A 17,093-nucleotide genomic window follows, 5' to 3' on the forward strand; every position below is an offset into this window, starting at 1 on the left:
ATCAGATGAAGAGTGTGTTGAATTTGTAATTAGTAAAATGAAAGCTCTTTCAGAAGAAGTTGGAATTCCAAAATCCTTAAAGGATGTTGGAGTAGAAAATCCGGACTTTGAGTTACTAGCTGAAAATGCCATGAAGGATGCTTGCGCAGGTGCAAATCCAGTATTCTTTAGTAAGGAAAAGTTAATTGAATTATTTAAAAAAATATCTTGATCATAAAATAAATGCCAATTTTTATTGGTATCTCAGGCTGTTGATAAAACATTTTATCAACAGCCTTTTTATATTTATTAAAGCCAATACATTAAAAAAGAAGTATTTAAACTTGTAAAGACAGTTAAAGAGAAAATAATTTATAAAGTTACTGATTATACATTAGATACCTATTAAACATAATGGTATTGATTTTAGGAACTTATTTTTGTATTTGCTCTATAATTGTTATATAATGGATATACAAACAATTCAAAAAATTTAGAAAGGATGTAAACTATGAAATCTATTCTAATGGAAATACAGCCTTCTATAAAAAGATATGCGGATATACTTTCAAAGGTTTTAAAGGTAGATGTTGAAATTGCTGATAGCAATCTTGTGAGGGTTGCAGGTACAGGAATGTACAGGAACCTTATAAATAGAAGTATGGAAAAGGAAGGATATATATATAAGCATATATTAAAAACTGGACAACCTAAAATAATAGATAAGCCAGGGGAAAGTGAATTATGTATACCTTGCAGTAAATATGGCAAATGCAGCGAAAAATATGAAATATGTACGCCAATAAAACTTGGTAGTCGAATTGTAGGAGTAATTGGACTTATATGCTTTGGAGAAGAACAAAAAAATCACCTTCTAAATGACTTTAATACATATATGGAATTCTTGCAGCAAATTTCTGAGTTTATAAGTATCACTGCCTATGAGAGAAAGGAAAAGCTTAGAGAAAATACTTTAGTAAAAGGCTTAAATTTAGTAATAGACAAGATGGATAGAGGAGTTATCATTTTAAATAATCAAGACAAGGTAACTCATATTAATAAAAAAGCTATTGAAATTTTAAAGTTTATAGATGGAAACTTTAGGCACACCATAGAAATAGAAAAAATAGATGAAAGTATATTAGAGATGAGCAAATATAAATTAACTATAGATAAGCAAACTTTTACTGTCTATGGTCAATTTTATTCTATAGGACTAAATGAAGACCAATTTGATAAATTATTTATATTTCAGGAAGGGAAAATTACTAAAGGAGAAATTACATCTCATATAAAAATGGATATACAATGTAATGATATTTTAGGAGATTCACCTGAAATGTATGAGTTGAAAAATAATATAAAGAGAATAGCATCTTCCTGTTCCACGGTACTTATAACAGGGGAAAGTGGTACAGGTAAAGAAATGTTTGCACGTGCAATTCACAATGAGGGGGTAAGAAAAAGCGAACCATTTATAGCTATAAATTGTGCAGCTATTCCTTATGAATTGTTAGAAAGTGAACTTTTTGGTTATGTTAAAGGAGCTTTCACTGGAGCATCTGCATCAGGTAAGATTGGGAAATTTGAATTAGCAAATCATGGAACAATATTTTTAGATGAAATTGGAGATATGCCCTTAGCACTTCAGACAAAAATTTTAAGGGTACTTCAAGATAGAAGGATAATAAGGATAGGATCAAATACCCCAGTTGATATAGATGTAAGAGTAATTGCTGCTACTAATAAGGATTTAATGGCCCTTATTGAAAAGGATAAATTTAGAGAAGATCTTTATTATAGATTAAATGTCATACCTTTCAATATTCCACCACTTAGAGAAAGAATAAAAGATATAGAGTTCTTAGTAAAACACTTTATAGATAAATATATGAAGATACTTGGAAAGAATTTTACCAAGATGGATATACACCAAGAAGTTATGGATTTATTTTATGCATATAGCTGGCCGGGAAATATAAGAGAGCTTGAAAATACAGTGGAATTTATGATAAACATGGTTGATACCAGTGGAGTTTTGGTATTAGATATGGTTCCAAGGAGTATAATAAATTCTCAAAGAAAGGTTCAAAAGGGAAAGGAAGAAATAATGACATTAAAGGAGCTTGAAAAAAGAGAAATATTGAAGGCGATTAATATATTTGGGGATACAACTCAAGGAAAAAAGTTAGCTGCAAAAAAACTTGGGATAGGAATTGCGACTTTATATAGAAAGATAGATGAATATGAATTGCATAATTTATAGAAATTTTTAATTTCGTTATAAATCAGCACATCTCAATTCATTGAGATGTGCTGATTTAAATATTAATTATCAATATAAGAAAGTTTATCAACTTGATAATATGCATAAAATAATAATTAGTTAAACATCAATGAACTCTATACTGCTAATAGAAATCTTATGAACGATATTGATAAAAATACCTTTATTGTTAATGATGTAAAGAAGTTTAAATAACAGTTTTTTTATGAATGACAACAAAACTTATATTGGCATAAATAATGCTATGAATAGTGGAGATTAAAATTTAATACGAGGGGGGATGAAGGTGAAAGTATTAACAAATGTCTCTATATATGATTTTCATTCATTAAGGAAAAACTGTTATATAAAGTTTAACTCGGAAATAGAAGAAATAGGAGAGATGAAAAACTTTAATGATGAAGATATAAATGAAATATATAATCTTAAAGGATCGATAGTAATGCCAGGGCTTACAAACTGTCATACTCATATATATTCTACTTTATCAAGAGGAATGAATGCTCCATTTAACCCCAAAAGTTTTCAAGATATTTTGGATCAGCTTTGGTGGAAACTTGATGCAAAACTTGATAACGAAGCTAATTATTACAGTGCATTAGTTTATGGTATTGATTGTATAAAAAACGGAGTGACCTCCATAATAGACCATCATGCTAGTGGACTTGAGATAATATACTCCTTAAGTGAAATTAAAAAAGCTATTTCAAATGAGTTAGGCTTAAGGGGAATATTTTGCTTTGAAACTAGTGATAGATTTAATACTTATGAATGTATCAAAGAAAATATAGAATTTTCAAGAAAAAAAGATGAGAAATTCGCAGGACTATTCGGAATGCATGCATCTCTAAGTTTAAGTGATAAATCATTAAGCATCATATCAAAGGAACTTAATGGACTACCTATACACATTCATGTAGCAGAAAGTCAAGAAGATGTAGAAGATTGCATGGAAAAACATAACATGTCAATAGTAAAAAGACTTGATAAGTTTAATCTTTTAAATGAAGAATCTATCTTAGCTCATTGCGTTCATATAAATGATGAAGATGCAAAAATAATTAGAGACAGGAATTGTAGAATTGCTATAAATCCAACTTCAAATATGAACAATGCAGTAGGTATAGCAAATTATGAAGTATTCAGGAAAAACAAAATAAAATGCATGATAGGAAATGATGGTATGGGAGCAAATATAACCCGTGATTATTTAAATGTAGTATATGCTATGAAAAATAGATTAGGCAGCCCAACAAAGTTTGGTTTGAATGATTTATTAGAACTTATACAAAATGGGTATGATTATGTATCTAATATACTAAATATAAAAATAGGAAAAATAGAAGAAGGATACAAATCAGACTTTATAACTGTTCCTTATGAGCCACCAACACCATTAAATGATGATAACGTTTTAAGCCATATCTTCTTTGGAGTTTTTGAAAGTTTTCATCCTAAAGATGTATGGGTAGATGGGAAAATGTTAATGGAAAACTATGAGGTTAAATATGATACAGAAGCTTTATATGAAAAGTCTGCGAAAGTAGCAGAAAAGGTGTGGGAAAGAGTAAATAAGTAGGGGGTTTTTATATGAATTTGAAAACAACTATAGCAGGTATTGAGCTTAAGAATCCAGTTATGCCAGCTTCGGGACCATTAGTTGGAGATTATGAAAAGATGATGGCACTTGCAGGCTTTGGACTTGGGGGAATGGTAACAAAAACAATATCTATAGAGGGAGCAGAAGTTGTAAGACCATGTATATATGGGAATAAAGACAGCATAATGAATGCTGAGCTTTGGTCGGAGTATTCACTAAAGCATTGGCTAGAGTATATACTTCCTAATTTAAAGAGAGATTTAAATATACCTCTTATAATAAGTGTTGGGTACACTAAAGAGGATATGGAAAAATTAATTCCAGTGTTAGACCGTTATGCAGATGCTTTTGAGGTTTCAACTCACTATGTAGGAAAGGATTTAAGTGTTATAGGAGAAACTGTGAAAGCAATAAGAAGTAATACAAAAAAACCTGTATTTATGAAAGTGAGCCCTCATATTCCAGATCCTGTAGCCTTTGCACAGGCAGTCAGAGATAATGGAGCAAGTGGGGTTGTAGCTATAAATTCTCTTGGACCTACTATGAAAATAGATATTGAAAATAGAAAAGTGTTAGTTGGAAATGAAAAAGGAGAAGTTTGGACATCAGGACCTGCTATAAAACCTGTAGCACTTGCCATAGTAAATAAAATAAAAAGTGCTATGCCAGATTTTACAGTAATAGGGGTAGGCGGTATAGCAACAGCCGAAGATGTAGTTGAATTTTTACTTGCAGGAGCAGATGCTGTGCAAATGTTATCGGCTGCGATGCTTAGAGGTAAGGATTTATATGAAAAGATAATAAAAGATCTTCCAGAGATTTTGAGAAAGTATAACTTTAATAGTATAGAGGAAGTTGTAAACACAACACTTCAAAAGGGTGAAGTTAAATATGAACCAAATCATCCTGTAATTGATGAAGATAAGTGCACAAAGTGTAAGCTTTGTGAAAAGATATGCCCTTATTTTGCAATAGAAGTAAAAGAAATAGTTGAAGTAAATAATGACAAATGCTTTGGATGCGGGCTATGTGAATCTAAGTGTGCTGTACATGCTATAAGTGGGGTTTTATAGAGAGGAGTGGGGATATTTGAAAATAAAAGAGTATTTAAAGCCAGTAAGTCTACAAGAAGCTTATAATCTTGTAAAAAATGAACAAGCTGTTGTAATTGGTGGAGGAGCATTTATAAGACTTGGAGATAGAGAAATACAAAAGGCTCTTGATTTATCAAATTTAAACTTAAGTTTTATAGAAGAAAAAGGTGATGAAATAGAAGTAGGAGCTATGACAACTCTAAGAGAAATAGAATGCTCTAAGATCTTAAAAACTGCATTTGATGGAATGCTATCAGATGCAGTTTCTGAAATAGTTGGAGTTCAAATAAGAAATATAGCAACTATAGGTGGAAGCATTTGTGGAAGATATGGTTTTTCTGATGTTATAACTCCGTTAATGGTACTGGATACTTATCTAGAATTTTATAATTTGGGGAGAGTTCCATTAGAAGATTTTTTAGAAAGCAAGTCTAAGATAGATGATATTTTAGTAAAAATAGTTATAAAAAAGGACGGAAAACGTGGAAAGTTTTTAAGTATAAGAAATACAACCATAGATTTTTCTATACTAAATGTAGCAGTATCAAAAAAAGATAATGAATTTAAAATTGCTGTAGGGGCAAGGCCACTTATGGCAAAGCTTTCAATAGAAGCTATGGAATTTATAAGTAAAGTAGAATTAAGTGAAGAAAATGCTAAAAAGGCCGGGGAGTTAGCTGCGAAACATTTAAGCTTTGGAGGGGATTTAAGAGCTTCTGCGATATATAGAAAAGAACTTTGCAAGGCACTAGTTAAGAGAGGAATCATGGGGGTGATTTAATGAAGATTAATTTAAAGATAAATGGTACTCTACGATTAATTGAAATTGAAGCTCATGAAGTGCTTCATGATGTTTTAAGAAGATGTGGATTTACAAGCGTTAGAAAAGCTTGTGATACAGGAAATTGTGGGATTTGTACAGTGCTTTTAGACGGCAAACCTGTTCCATCTTGCTCCTACCTTGCAGTAAAGGCAGAAGGTCATGAGGTAACTACTATTGAAGGAGTAGAAAAAGAAGCTGAAGAAATAGCAAAACTTATAACTGCAGAAGGAGCAGAACAATGTGGATTTTGCAGCCCAGGATTTGTACTTACAGTAATAGCTATGAAGAGAGAATTACAGAATCCCACAGTGGATGATATGAAGAGCTATTTAGTAGGAAACTTATGTAGATGCTCAGGATATCAAGGACACTTAAGAGCAGTTAAAAAGTTTATGGGGGTGGACTAAATGAAGGAAGTAAAAAGATCCATACCAAAGTTTGAAGGCATGGGACTTATAAAGGGAAGACCGGCTTATACCAATGATTTAGCACCAGCAAACTCGCTTATAGTTAAGGTTTTAAGAAGCCCTCATGCTTTTGCAAAAATTACGAGCATAAATATAGAAAAAGCTGAAGCACTACCAGGAGTAAGTTTAGTTTTAACCTATAAAAATGTACCAAGAAATATATTTACCCGTGCAGGACAAGGATTTCCAGAACCATCACCTCATGACAAATATATTTTAGACGAGTATGTAAGGTATGTGGGAGATGAAGTAGCTGCTGTAGCTGCAGAAAATGAGAGTATAGCTTTAGAAGCATTAAAGCTTATAGAAGTTGAATATGAAGTATTTGAGCCAGTACTGGATTTTGAAAAGGCAGAGGGACATACCTCCATAATACATCCTGAAAAAGAAGCTCATGAAATGTTTCCCATAGGATTTGAGCCTGAGAAAAATATAGCTGCTGCATATAATATGAGCTTTGGAGATTTTGATGAAACATTAAAGAATTGTGAACATGTAGTGAAAGAGACATATTATACTCAAGCTCAAGCTCACACTGCAATGGAAACACATGCATCCTTCGCATACTTAGACTTACATGGAAGACTTACCATTATATCTTCAACTCAAACACCATATCATGCAAGAAGGCTAGTAGGAAGAGCATTAGATATGCCAATAGATAGAATTCGTGTTATAAAACCTAGAATAGGCGGCGGATATGGTGGAAAGCAAGGATTGCATGGAGAATTCCTAGTTTCCTTAGTAGCTTTAAGAACGGGAAGACCTGCAAAGCTTATATATACTAGAGAAGAAGTATTTGAAGCAACCTACTGCAGGCATGCTATGAAGGTTGAAGTGACCCTTGGTTGTGATAAAGAAGGAAATTTAAAGGCCATAGATATGGAGATCTTATCAAATACAGGAGCTTACGGGGAACATGCTCTTACAGTATTTATGGTAGCAGGTTCTAAAACACTTCCTTTATATAATAAAGTTCTAGCAGGTAAATTTGGAGGAAAAGTAGTATACACTAATTTAACTCCAGCAGGAGCTTATAGAGGATATGGGGCCATACAAGGTAACTTTGCATTAGAATCTGCTGTAGATAAAATGGCAGAAATTATAGGAATGGATCCTATGGAATTTAGAAAGAAAAATATGATAAGACAGGGAGAAGGATCACCTGTATTTAAGATAATGGGAGAAGGTACAGAGGGAGTTGATATGATAATTGATAATTGCAAACTTCCTGAATGTATAGAAAGAGGATTAGAACTTTCAAATTGGAAGGAACAGTATCCAAGGAAACAGATTGCACCAAATAAAGTTAGGGGCATGGGCTGTGCTATTGCAATGCAGGGTTCAGGTATTCCAGCTATAGATATGGGGTCCGCACTATTAAAGTTAAATGATAAGGGATTTTTCAATCTTTTAGTTGGAGCTACAGATTTAGGAACTGGAAGCGATACTATACTTGCTCAAATTGCAGCTGAAACCTTAGGAATTCCCACAGAAAAGATTGTAGTTTATTCTTCAGATACAGATTTAACTCCATATGATGTAGGTGCGTATGCATCAAGCACTACCTATGTTTCAGGAAACGCAGTAAAAAGGGCTGCTGAAAATATGAGAAATATGATTATTGATGCAGGAGCAGAAAACTTAGAGGTAGCAGTAGAAGATATAGAATTTGATGGAGAATATATTAAAACCTGTAATGGACAGAAACAAATTAGTCTAGAACAGCTTTCGGTGGAGCTTTATTATAATAAACATCATAAACAGTTAATAGCATCAGGCTCTTTCTCAGGAGAAATTTCACCAGCTCCATTTATGGCAGGATTTGCGGAAGTAGAGGTTGATACAGAAACAGGTAAAGTTGATTTGATTAACTATACAGCTGTAGTTGATTGTGGAACTACAATAAACCCAAATCTTTGTCGTATACAGGTAGAAGGGGGACTTATGCAAGGAATTGGGATGGCAATGTTTGAAAAAGTTAAACATACAGAGAAAGGTAAGCTTTTGACCAATAATTATATGACTTATAATATTCCAACAAGAAAAGATGTAGGAAAACTTACTGTAGAGTTTATAGACAGCTTTGAACCTACAGGACCTCATGGAGCAAAATCTGTAGGAGAAATAGGAATAGATACTCCACCAGCAGCCATAGCCAATGCTATATATAATGCAGTAGGAGTAAGAATTCAAAAGCTTCCAATAACATCTGAAGATGTGCTTTTGGAAATGAAAAAATAGGCACTGAGGAGAGGGGTAATCTTGAGTGAGTAGAGAAGGAATAATTTTAGCGGCAGGTTTGTCCTCGAGAGCTAAGACATTTAAAATGCTTTTACCCTTAAACGGTAAGAGTGTTATTGAAAACACCATAGATAATATGCTTCAGTTTTCGCAAAGGGTAATAGTTGTAGGAGGTTATAAGATAGAACTTTTACAGCCTATTATTCAAAAATACAGAAATGTAGAGCTTATATTTAATGAAAATTATCAGGAAGGAATGTTTAGCTCTGTTAAGTGCGGAATCAAAGCTGTGAGAGAAGATGAATTTTTCTTTACTCCAGGGGATTATCCTCTTATTTCTAAGGATGTGTATTCAAAAATTCTAAGTAAAACTGGTGATATAATAATCCCTACATATAAGGGGAGAAAGGGGCATCCAATACTCATAAAGAGTAAGTTTATAAAGGAAATACTTCAAGAAGGTAAATATGAAACTTTAAGAGATTTCATAAATATCCAAAATCCAAAGTTTATAGAGGTTAATCATAAAGAAATACTTATGGACATAGATACTATAGAAGATTATAAGAAAGCTTTGAAAAATTTAGGGGAAGATTAAGGGGGTGCAGTTTTATATGAAATGCATCAGTGAATCCATAAAAAGATTTGATACAGAAGACAAGATTTCTGGTAAGGCTAAATATATAGGGGATTATAAATTCCATAATATGCTTTATGCGAAAACATTAAGATCTACCGAACCAAGAGCTAAAATAAAAAGCATAAAGTATCCAGAATTTCCTGAAGGGTATTATGTAGTAGATAAAGATGATGTTCCTGGAGAAAATGGAGTGAAAATTATAACCTATGAAGAACCTTTTTTTGCAAAGGATATTGTAAATTATGTAGGGGAGCCTATTTCATTAATAGTGGGACCGGATAAAAGTATAATTTCAGATATAATTTCAAATACAAAGGTAAACTATGAAGCCCTAGACCCTATTTTAACATTAGAAGAATCCTTAGAATGTAAAAAGGAATCAATGTATAAAGATAATAATTGCTTTGTAGAATTTGAGTATTCAAAAGGAAATTTAGGAAAAGTAAAGAAAAATGCAAGCTATGTTATAGAAGGGGAATATGAAACAGGATATCAAGAGCAACTTTACTTAGAACCACAAGGAGTAATAGGTACTTATAAGGATGGAAAAGTTACTGTGTATGGTTCTATTCAGTGTCCATATTATGTTAAAAATGCCTTAATAGATGCTTTGAAATTACCAGAAGATAAGGTTCAAATTGTGCAAGCCACAACAGGGGGAGCTTTTGGGGGAAAAGAAGATTATCCTTCATTAATAGGAGGTCATGTAGCTTTTGCAGCATTAAAAACTAAGAAACCAGTACAACTTATATTTGATAGAAATGAAGACTTAGAATGTACTCCTAAGAGACACCCAAGTAAGATTAAAATTAAAAGCTATCTAGATCAAAATTACATGATAATTGGTAGAGAGGCAGATATAAGTTTAGACGGCGGAGCTTATGAAGGACTCTCAAGTGTAGTACTTCAAAGAACTATGTTTGCTGTAATTGGAGTCTATAATGTAGAAAATGTAAATGTTAAAGGAAGAGTTATGGCCACAAATACTGTGGTTACAGGAGCTTTTAGAGGATTTGGAGCTCCACAGGCTTTCTTTGCAGAGGAAATGCATATGGAACATATTGCAAAGAAATTAGGTATTGATTCATTAGAATTTAAACTAAAAAACATGGTAAAACAAGGTGATAAATCTTCAACAGGAGGAGTATTTAGAGATAAAATAAGAATGCCTGAAATGGTTGAAAGAGCTATACAGATGTCAGGATATAAAGATAAAAAACAAGTATTTAAAAATAATAAGAAAGATGGAAAACTTAATGGAATTGGAATATCACTATTTTTCCACGGTGGAGGCTTTACTGGCAGTGGAGAAAGAGATCATATAAAGGCTAAAGTTAAACTTGTAAGATACCCTGATAATAAAGTAGAAATACTAATAGCTAATGTAGAAATGGGTCAGGGGACTCAAACAGCACTGCGAAAGATAGTTGCTCATACTTTAAATGTACCAGTAAACACTATAATTTATGAAAACCCTGATACAGATAGAGTTCCTGATTCAGGACCTACAGTTGCATCTCGCACTACAGTTGTAGTTGGAAAACTTTTAGAAGAAGCAGCTTCAAAACTTAAAGCAAGGTGGAACGAAGAAGGGCAAATAGAAACGGAAGCAAATTACAAATTTCCAGAGATTTATTCTTGGGATGGAGATAATTTCATAGGTGATGCATATAACTCATATTCTTGGGGAGTAAATGTGGTGGAAGTAGAGGTTGATTCACTAACTTATTTACCAGATATAAAAGGAGTATGGTCAGTATTTGATATAGGTTGTGCTATAGATGAGAGAATAGTCAGAGGACAAATTGAAGGTGGAATGCTTCAGGGGTTAGGCTATGGAGGCATAGAAGTTATGGAAAGCAGGAATGGACGCATAATGCAGAAGACCAGCAGTGACTATACAATTCCAACTATTAAAGATGCTCCTAAAATTGAAAATGAACTTATATGTGAGCCTTACTTTAATGGCCCATTTGGAGCAAAGGGGCTTGGAGAGTTAACACTTATAGGTGCAGCACCAGCTTATGCACTAGCTATTCAAGATGCAATAGATAAAAATATTTATAAAATTCCAGTGAGACCTGAACATTTAATGGGGGTGATGGAAAATGAGCAAAATTAGCTTTGTTTTAAACTTTGAAAAGGTAGAAATAGATACAAATCCCCTAAGAAGGCTGTTAGATGTACTAAGAGAAGATTTTAATTTAACAGGGCATAAGGAAGGTTGCGGCGAAGGAGAATGTGGAGCTTGCTCAATTATCATTGATGGAAGACTTATAAATTCATGTTTAATGCCCATTGGAAGGATAGAGGGCAAGGAAGTTTTAACCATTGAAGGTATTCAAAGCACAAATAAATACGAAGTTCTAAAGGAAGCATTTGAAGAAGCAGGAGCAGTACAATGTGGCTTTTGTACTCCTAGTATGATAATGGCCACAGAAGTACTATTAAGAAATAATTCAAAACCTACAATAGATGAAATAAAGGAAGGGCTTTCAGGGAATCTATGTAGATGTACAGGGTATAACATGATAATAGAAGCGGTACAAATGGCAGCAAAAAGAGGTGACGGACTATGGTAGAAATATATAAACCTAAAACATTAAAAGAAGTTCTTCAAATATTGAATAAAGAGCAAGTAGTAATATTTGCTGGTGGAACAGATCTTATGGTTAAAAGAAAACAATGGTCAGGAATGACACCTAAATTTCAAAAACCAATAGTATTTATAGCAGATATTCATGAGCTTAAGAAAATAGAAAGAAGTGAAGATAAGCTTACAATAGGAAGTGCTGTAACCTATACTGAACTTATTGAAAGTATAGTTATTCCTGAATATATGAGAAGTATATTTAGTGGGGTGGCATCACCTGCAATAAGAAATATGGGAACTATAGGTGGAAATATAGGAAATTCATCGCCAGTAGGAGATACACTTCCTTTACTATATGCCTTAGAAGCAAAATTAAATTTACAAGCGGAAACTTCAAAAAGACAAATAGATATAAAAGATTTTATATTAGGACCAGGAGTAAATGATTTAAAGGAAGAAGAATTAATAACTTCTATAGAGATACCTTTGAAGGATTTTAGCGTTACAGATTATCATAAAGTAGGAACTCGTAAATCAACAGCGCTTGCAAAGCTATCATTCCTTGGTATAGCTGAAATTAAGGACAATAAAATTCATGATATAAGAATTTCATTTGGAGCAGTAGCTCCAACAATAGTGAAATCTAAAGAAATAGAAAATAGAGTTGTTGCACAATCATTAAATGGTGAAGAGATAGATAGAAATGAATTAATAAAACTATATGACAAACTTATAAGACCAATTGACGACCAAAGATCTACTAAAGATTATAGAAAAGCTGTTTGTTTAAATTTACTTAATAGTTTTCTAGATAAAATAATAAAATAAGGTTTAAGGTCATTATGATAATTCTAACTAAAATAGAATTATCAATGTGATAAGCAATTTTTCTTTCATACTAATTTTTTTAGGGTTATAATCTTCAATTTTAGTTATCAATTTGGTAAGTATTATCATATTGATAACTATTTTTTATGATTTTTCTGTGTATAAAACTATTATGCCATTATAAAGTAAAGAATAAAGCACTATAAAGCTTTTAAAAGATTATATTTTGATAGAATTACACAAAAATTTTTGCTTTATTGTTAAAACTAGTAATGTAACAAATTATTGGCATGGTTAATGCTTCTAAATAAATTATGATATCAGATACTAGAGATTAAAGTAGGTAACTTATCACTAATAGCTTGTTACTAAAAAGGGGGAAGGTAATATGGATATAAAATATAAAAGTAATGGCAAATGTCGAAGTGGAAATTTTAAAAAGACTTTGGTAAGAGACTTTGAAATGGATGAAATAAAAAAGGTGAATAAATTTCATGAAAGCTTTGAAGTTTATAATAAAACTCCACTAGCAAGACTTGATAATTTAGCTAAAAACTTAGGAGTGAAAAACATATTTGTAAAGGATGAGTCCTATAGATTTGGATTAAATGCATTTAAAGTACTAGGAGGTTCCTATGCTATAGGAAAGCTTCTTGCAAAAAAACTTGGTGTAGATATTTCAGATGTAAGCTTTGAATATCTAAGAAGTGAGGAAGTTAAAAATAAGATAGGACAAATTACCTTAACTACTGCAACAGATGGAAATCATGGAAGAGGAGTTGCTTGGGCAGCACAGCAGCTGGGACAAAAAGCTGTTGTTTATATGCCAAAGGGATCATCACTCACCAGATTAAATAATATAAAGGCGACTGGAGCAGAGGCTTATATAACTGATTTAAATTATGATGATGCAGTAAGACTTTCACTTGAAAATGCTAAAAAATACGGATGGGAAATAGTTCAAGATACTGCTTGGGAAGGATATGAAGAAATTCCACTTTGGATTATGCAAGGTTATGCAACTATGATGGTAGAAGCAGTAGAGCAATTAAAAGAAGCAGGAACTCAAAAGCCAACCCATGTATTTATACAGGCAGGGGTTGGTGCACTTGCCGGAGCAGTTCAGGGATTTTTAACTGCATATTATGGTGAGGATAGGCCAATAACTGCAATAGTGGAGCCCAATTTAGCAGATTGTATATATAGATCAGCTGTAAATGGAAAAATGACTAATGTTACAGGAGATATGCCTACTATAATGGCGGGACTTGCTTGTGGAGAGCCAAATCCAATTGGATGGAATATACTTGATGCATATACTGATATGTTTGTATCTTGTGAAGATTATGTGGCAGCAGAGGGGATGAGAGTTCTTGGTAATCCATTAAGAGATGATAGAAAAGTAATATCTGGAGAGTCTGGAGCAGCACCTGCAGGATTTATGTATTGCATACTTAAAGATGAGAAATATAAGGAAATAAGAGAAGCCCTCAGTATAGATGAAAACTCCTCAATACTTGTAATAAGTACGGAAGGAGATACAGACCCAGATAATTATACAAAAATAGTATGGGATGGAGCCTATCCTTATCCTGAAGAATAAGGTGATTTTATGAAATTATTAATAAAAAATGGCACTATAGTAACTGCTAGTGACATATATAAAGGTGATATATATTCTGAGAATGGAATCATTAAGGAGATAGGAACCAATATCGAATACACAGCAGATGAAATTATTGATGCGGAGGGTAAGTATGTAGTTCCAGGTGGTGTAGATGTTCATACTCACTTAAATCTAGATGTAGGATTTGCAAGGGCAAATGATGATTTTTATACAGGTACGGTTGCCGCAGCCTGTGGAGGAACGACTTCAATTGTAGACCACATGGGCTTTGGTCCAAAGGGGTGCAACTTAAAGCATCAAGTGAGTGTATATCATGAGTATGCAGATAAGAATGCAGTAATTGACTATAGCTTTCATGGAGTTATTCAACACGTGGATGAAGGTATATTACAAGAAATGAATACTATAGTTGAAGAAGAAGGAATACCAAGCTTTAAAATTTACATGACATATGATTATAGAGTAAACGATGTAGAAGCCTTTAAGGTATTAGAAACGCTTAAAGAGCTAGGAGGGATAACTACTGTTCATCCTGAAAATCATGAAATAGTAAATTATTTTAGGGAAAAGTTCGTAAATGAAGGAAAGGTAGCTCCTATTTACCATGCACTAAGCAGACCTGAAAGGTGCGAATCTGAGGCAATAAATAGAATGATAGATTTAGCTTATATGGCAGGTGATGCTCCACTTTATATAGTCCACTTAACTAATAAAGATGGGTTAAAGCATATAAAAAGGGCACAAAGGAGAGGGCAAAAGGTATTTGCAGAAACTTGTATACAGTATCTTTTGTTAGATATAGATAGGTATAATGAGCCAAATAATGAAGGACTTAAATATATAATGAGTCCTCCTCTTAGAGATAAGAAAAATCAAGGGGCATTATGGCAGGGGATAAGAGAGGGTAATATACAGGTAGTAGCTACAGATCATTGCCCATTTAGTTTTAATAAAGATAAGCAAATGGGAAGGAATGATTTCACAAAATGCCCTAATGGAGCGCCAGGAATTGAAGAAAGAATTCCACTTATGTTTTCGGAGGGAGTTGTGAAGGGAAGAATAAGCATAAATAAATTTGTGGAAGTATGCTCAACAAATCCTGCAAAGATATTTGGGCTTTATCCTAAAAAGGGAACTATACAAGTTGGATCAGATGCTGACATAGTAATTATAGATCCTGATAAGGAAGTGAAGTTAAGTAAAGATATGTTGCATGAAAATATGGATTATACTGCTTATGAAGGATTTAAACTTAAAGGATATCCTATATATACAATAGCTAGAGGAGAAATAGTAGTAAAAGATAATAAGTTTATAGGCAAAAAGGGTTATGGAAATTTTATGAAAAGGGTAAAAAATTATTACTAGGGAAACATCTCAAGGAATTGAGATGTAATGATTTACAACAAAATTATAAATTTTTATAAATCATGTAAAACATTAGGGGGTATGGAATATGTCAAAGGATTATAAAGCAGAGGAGATATTAAAGCTTGCTGAGGAATACAAGCAAGATATGAGCAAATTTTTAAGAGATATGATTTCAATTCCAAGTGAAAGTACACAGGAAAGAGAAGTAGTTTTACGTATTAAGGAGGAAATGGAAAAGGTAGGCTTTGATAAAGTAGAAATAGATCCTATGGGAAATGTACTTGGCTATATTGGACATGGAAAGCACATAATAGCTATGGATGCACATATAGACACAGTGGGAATTGGTGATCCAAATCTTTGGCACTATAATCCATATGAAGGATATGAAGATGAAGAGATTATAGTTGGTAGAGGTGCAACAGATCAAGAAGGCGGTATGGCTTCGATGGTTTATGCAGGCAAGATAATAAAGGATTTAGGACTCGAAGATGATTATACATTAATTGTTACAGGTACAGTTCAAGAAGAAGACTGTGATGGATTATGCTGGCAGTATATTATAAATGAAGATAACATAAGACCTGAGTTTGTAGTATCAACTGAGCCAACCTCATGCAACATATATAGAGGACAAAGAGGAAGAATGGAAATCAAGGTTACAACTAAGGGGATAAGCTGTCATGGCTCGGCACCAGAAAGAGGAGACAACGCTATATTTAAAATGGCTCCAATACTTATTGAACTAAGAGCTTTAGCAGAAAACTTACATTATGATGAGTTCTTAGGAAAAGGATCGCTTACAGTATCAGAAGTATTTTTCTCATCACCATCTAGATGTGCTGTAGCAGATGGATGTACAGTTTCAATAGATAGAAGATTAACAGATGGGGAAACTTGGCAAGGTGCTTTAGAAGAAATAAGGAACCTTCCAGCAGTAAAGGCAGCTAAGGCCGAAGTTTCAATGTATGATTATGCCAGAGCTTCTTATACAGGACTTGTATATCCAACAGAGTGCTATTTCCCAACTTGGGTATTACCAGAAGAGCACCCAGTATGTGAAACACTAGTGGAAGGATATAAAAAGTTATTTAGATCTGAACCATTAGTAGATAAATGGACATTTTCAACTAATGGAGTATCTATTATGGGGAGATATGGAATACCATGCATAGGATTTGGTCCAGGACATGAAGATCAAGCTCATGCGCCAAATGAGAAGAATTGGAAGAGTGAACTTGTAAAATGTGCAGCTATGTATGCAATAATTCCGATATTATATGTTAAAGAGCATGCAAGTAAATAAGAGGGGGATATAAAAATGCAAACAGTATTTAGGGGAAGACACTTTATAACATTACAGGATTACACAAATGAAGAAATAGAAACAATGTTAGATGTATCCTATGATTTAAAGAGAAAATTTGCAATGGGAATAGATACTCCATATTTGCCACATAAGACAATGTTTTTAATGTTCTTTGAACAATCTACAAGAACAAGAAATTCTATGGAAGCAGGAATAGCTCAACTTGGAGGA

At 33.0% G+C, this 17,093-nt stretch carries 14 protein-coding genes and 1 pseudogene; all 15 read left to right on the forward strand.

The annotated features are described in order from the left end of the window. On the forward strand, positions 1 to 211 hold a 211-nt coding region (locus tag DP68_RS16185; RefSeq protein WP_035311402.1), incomplete at its 5' end, for an iron-containing alcohol dehydrogenase. 279 nt (positions 212 to 490) lie between these two features. Beyond that, the gene (locus DP68_RS16190; protein WP_035311403.1) at positions 491 to 2,245 is read left to right on the forward strand and encodes a sigma 54-interacting transcriptional regulator; all 1,755 of its coding nucleotides are present in this window, start codon (positions 491 to 493) and stop codon (positions 2,243 to 2,245) included. A gap of 307 nt (positions 2,246 to 2,552) precedes the next feature. Further along, positions 2,553 to 3,845 carry an amidohydrolase family protein gene (locus tag DP68_RS16195; RefSeq protein WP_035311405.1) on the forward strand — a complete coding sequence of 431 codons (1,293 nt, stop codon included), beginning with the start codon at positions 2,553 to 2,555 and terminating at the stop codon, positions 3,843 to 3,845. Positions 3,846 to 3,856: 11 nt separating this feature from the next. Further along, positions 3,857 to 4,939, forward strand: a complete 1,083-nt coding sequence (locus tag DP68_RS16200; RefSeq protein ID WP_035311406.1) for a 4Fe-4S binding protein — start codon at positions 3,857 to 3,859, stop codon at positions 4,937 to 4,939. A gap of 16 nt (positions 4,940 to 4,955) precedes the next feature. After that, on the forward strand, positions 4,956 to 5,741 hold the full coding sequence (locus DP68_RS16205; protein ID WP_035311407.1) for an FAD binding domain-containing protein: 786 nt from the start codon (positions 4,956 to 4,958) through the stop codon (positions 5,739 to 5,741). After that, positions 5,741 to 6,190 carry a 2Fe-2S iron-sulfur cluster-binding protein gene (locus DP68_RS16210; RefSeq protein WP_035311409.1) on the forward strand — a complete coding sequence of 150 codons (450 nt, stop codon included), beginning with the start codon at positions 5,741 to 5,743 and terminating at the stop codon, positions 6,188 to 6,190. Before DP68_RS16205 ends, DP68_RS16210 begins: the two co-directional genes overlap by 1 nt. Continuing rightward, positions 6,191 to 8,494: a molybdopterin cofactor-binding domain-containing protein gene (locus DP68_RS16215; protein WP_035311411.1), complete on the forward strand. Its 2,304-nt coding sequence runs from the start codon at positions 6,191 to 6,193 to the stop codon at positions 8,492 to 8,494. Between the two features lie 25 nt (positions 8,495 to 8,519). Then, entirely contained in the window at positions 8,520 to 9,092 is a 573-nt protein-coding gene (locus DP68_RS16220; protein WP_035311413.1) for a nucleotidyltransferase family protein, read from the forward strand. A gap of 16 nt (positions 9,093 to 9,108) precedes the next feature. Further along, entirely contained in the window at positions 9,109 to 11,256 is a 2,148-nt protein-coding gene (locus DP68_RS16225; RefSeq protein ID WP_035311414.1) for a xanthine dehydrogenase family protein molybdopterin-binding subunit, read from the forward strand. Then, the gene (locus tag DP68_RS16230) at positions 11,243 to 11,716 is read left to right on the forward strand and encodes a (2Fe-2S)-binding protein (protein WP_035311417.1); all 474 of its coding nucleotides are present in this window, start codon (positions 11,243 to 11,245) and stop codon (positions 11,714 to 11,716) included. The genes DP68_RS16225 and DP68_RS16230 overlap by 14 nt, the downstream gene beginning before the upstream one ends. Beyond that, positions 11,710 to 12,555 (forward strand): FAD binding domain-containing protein, encoded by an 846-nt coding sequence (locus DP68_RS16235; RefSeq protein WP_035311418.1) that lies wholly within the window; start codon positions 11,710 to 11,712, stop codon positions 12,553 to 12,555. Before DP68_RS16230 ends, DP68_RS16235 begins: the two co-directional genes overlap by 7 nt. Before the next feature lie 388 nt (positions 12,556 to 12,943). After that, on the forward strand, positions 12,944 to 14,158 hold the full coding sequence (gene dpaL / locus DP68_RS16240; RefSeq protein ID WP_035311421.1) for a diaminopropionate ammonia-lyase: 1,215 nt from the start codon (positions 12,944 to 12,946) through the stop codon (positions 14,156 to 14,158). A gap of 9 nt (positions 14,159 to 14,167) precedes the next feature. After that, a complete protein-coding gene (gene hydA, locus DP68_RS16245) occupies positions 14,168 to 15,550 on the forward strand; it encodes a dihydropyrimidinase (RefSeq protein ID WP_035311423.1) in 1,383 nt (460 codons plus the stop codon). Between the two features lie 88 nt (positions 15,551 to 15,638). Beyond that, on the forward strand, positions 15,639 to 16,859 hold the full coding sequence (locus DP68_RS16250; RefSeq protein WP_035311424.1) for a YgeY family selenium metabolism-linked hydrolase: 1,221 nt from the start codon (positions 15,639 to 15,641) through the stop codon (positions 16,857 to 16,859). A gap of 15 nt (positions 16,860 to 16,874) precedes the next feature. Next, a pseudogene (locus DP68_RS16255) lies at positions 16,875 to 17,093 on the forward strand (ornithine carbamoyltransferase); the annotation flags it as partial.

It is taken from the genome of Clostridium sp. HMP27 (assembly GCF_000765165.1).
Taxonomy (GTDB): domain Bacteria; phylum Bacillota; class Clostridia; order Clostridiales; family Clostridiaceae; genus Clostridium_AK.

What these genes read in the sequence shown, in the direction of transcription:
- DP68_RS16190 (WP_035311403.1), top strand. Translation starts at nt 491, where the DNA reads ATGAAATCTATTCTAATGGAAATACAGCCTTCTATAAAAAGATATGCG.
- DP68_RS16200 (WP_035311406.1), top strand. Translation starts at nt 3,857, where the DNA reads ATGAATTTGAAAACAACTATAGCAGGTATTGAGCTTAAGAATCCAGTT.
- DP68_RS16210 (WP_035311409.1), top strand. Translation starts at nt 5,741, where the DNA reads ATGAAGATTAATTTAAAGATAAATGGTACTCTACGATTAATTGAAATT.
- DP68_RS16215 (WP_035311411.1), top strand. Translation starts at nt 6,191, where the DNA reads ATGAAGGAAGTAAAAAGATCCATACCAAAGTTTGAAGGCATGGGACTT.
- DP68_RS16225 (WP_035311414.1), top strand. Translation starts at nt 9,109, where the DNA reads ATGAAATGCATCAGTGAATCCATAAAAAGATTTGATACAGAAGACAAG.
- DP68_RS16230 (WP_035311417.1), top strand. Translation starts at nt 11,243, where the DNA reads ATGAGCAAAATTAGCTTTGTTTTAAACTTTGAAAAGGTAGAAATAGAT.
- DP68_RS16235 (WP_035311418.1), top strand. Translation starts at nt 11,710, where the DNA reads ATGGTAGAAATATATAAACCTAAAACATTAAAAGAAGTTCTTCAAATA.
- dpaL (WP_035311421.1), top strand. Translation starts at nt 12,944, where the DNA reads ATGGATATAAAATATAAAAGTAATGGCAAATGTCGAAGTGGAAATTTT.
- hydA (WP_035311423.1), top strand. Translation starts at nt 14,168, where the DNA reads ATGAAATTATTAATAAAAAATGGCACTATAGTAACTGCTAGTGACATA.
- DP68_RS16250 (WP_035311424.1), top strand. Translation starts at nt 15,639, where the DNA reads ATGTCAAAGGATTATAAAGCAGAGGAGATATTAAAGCTTGCTGAGGAA.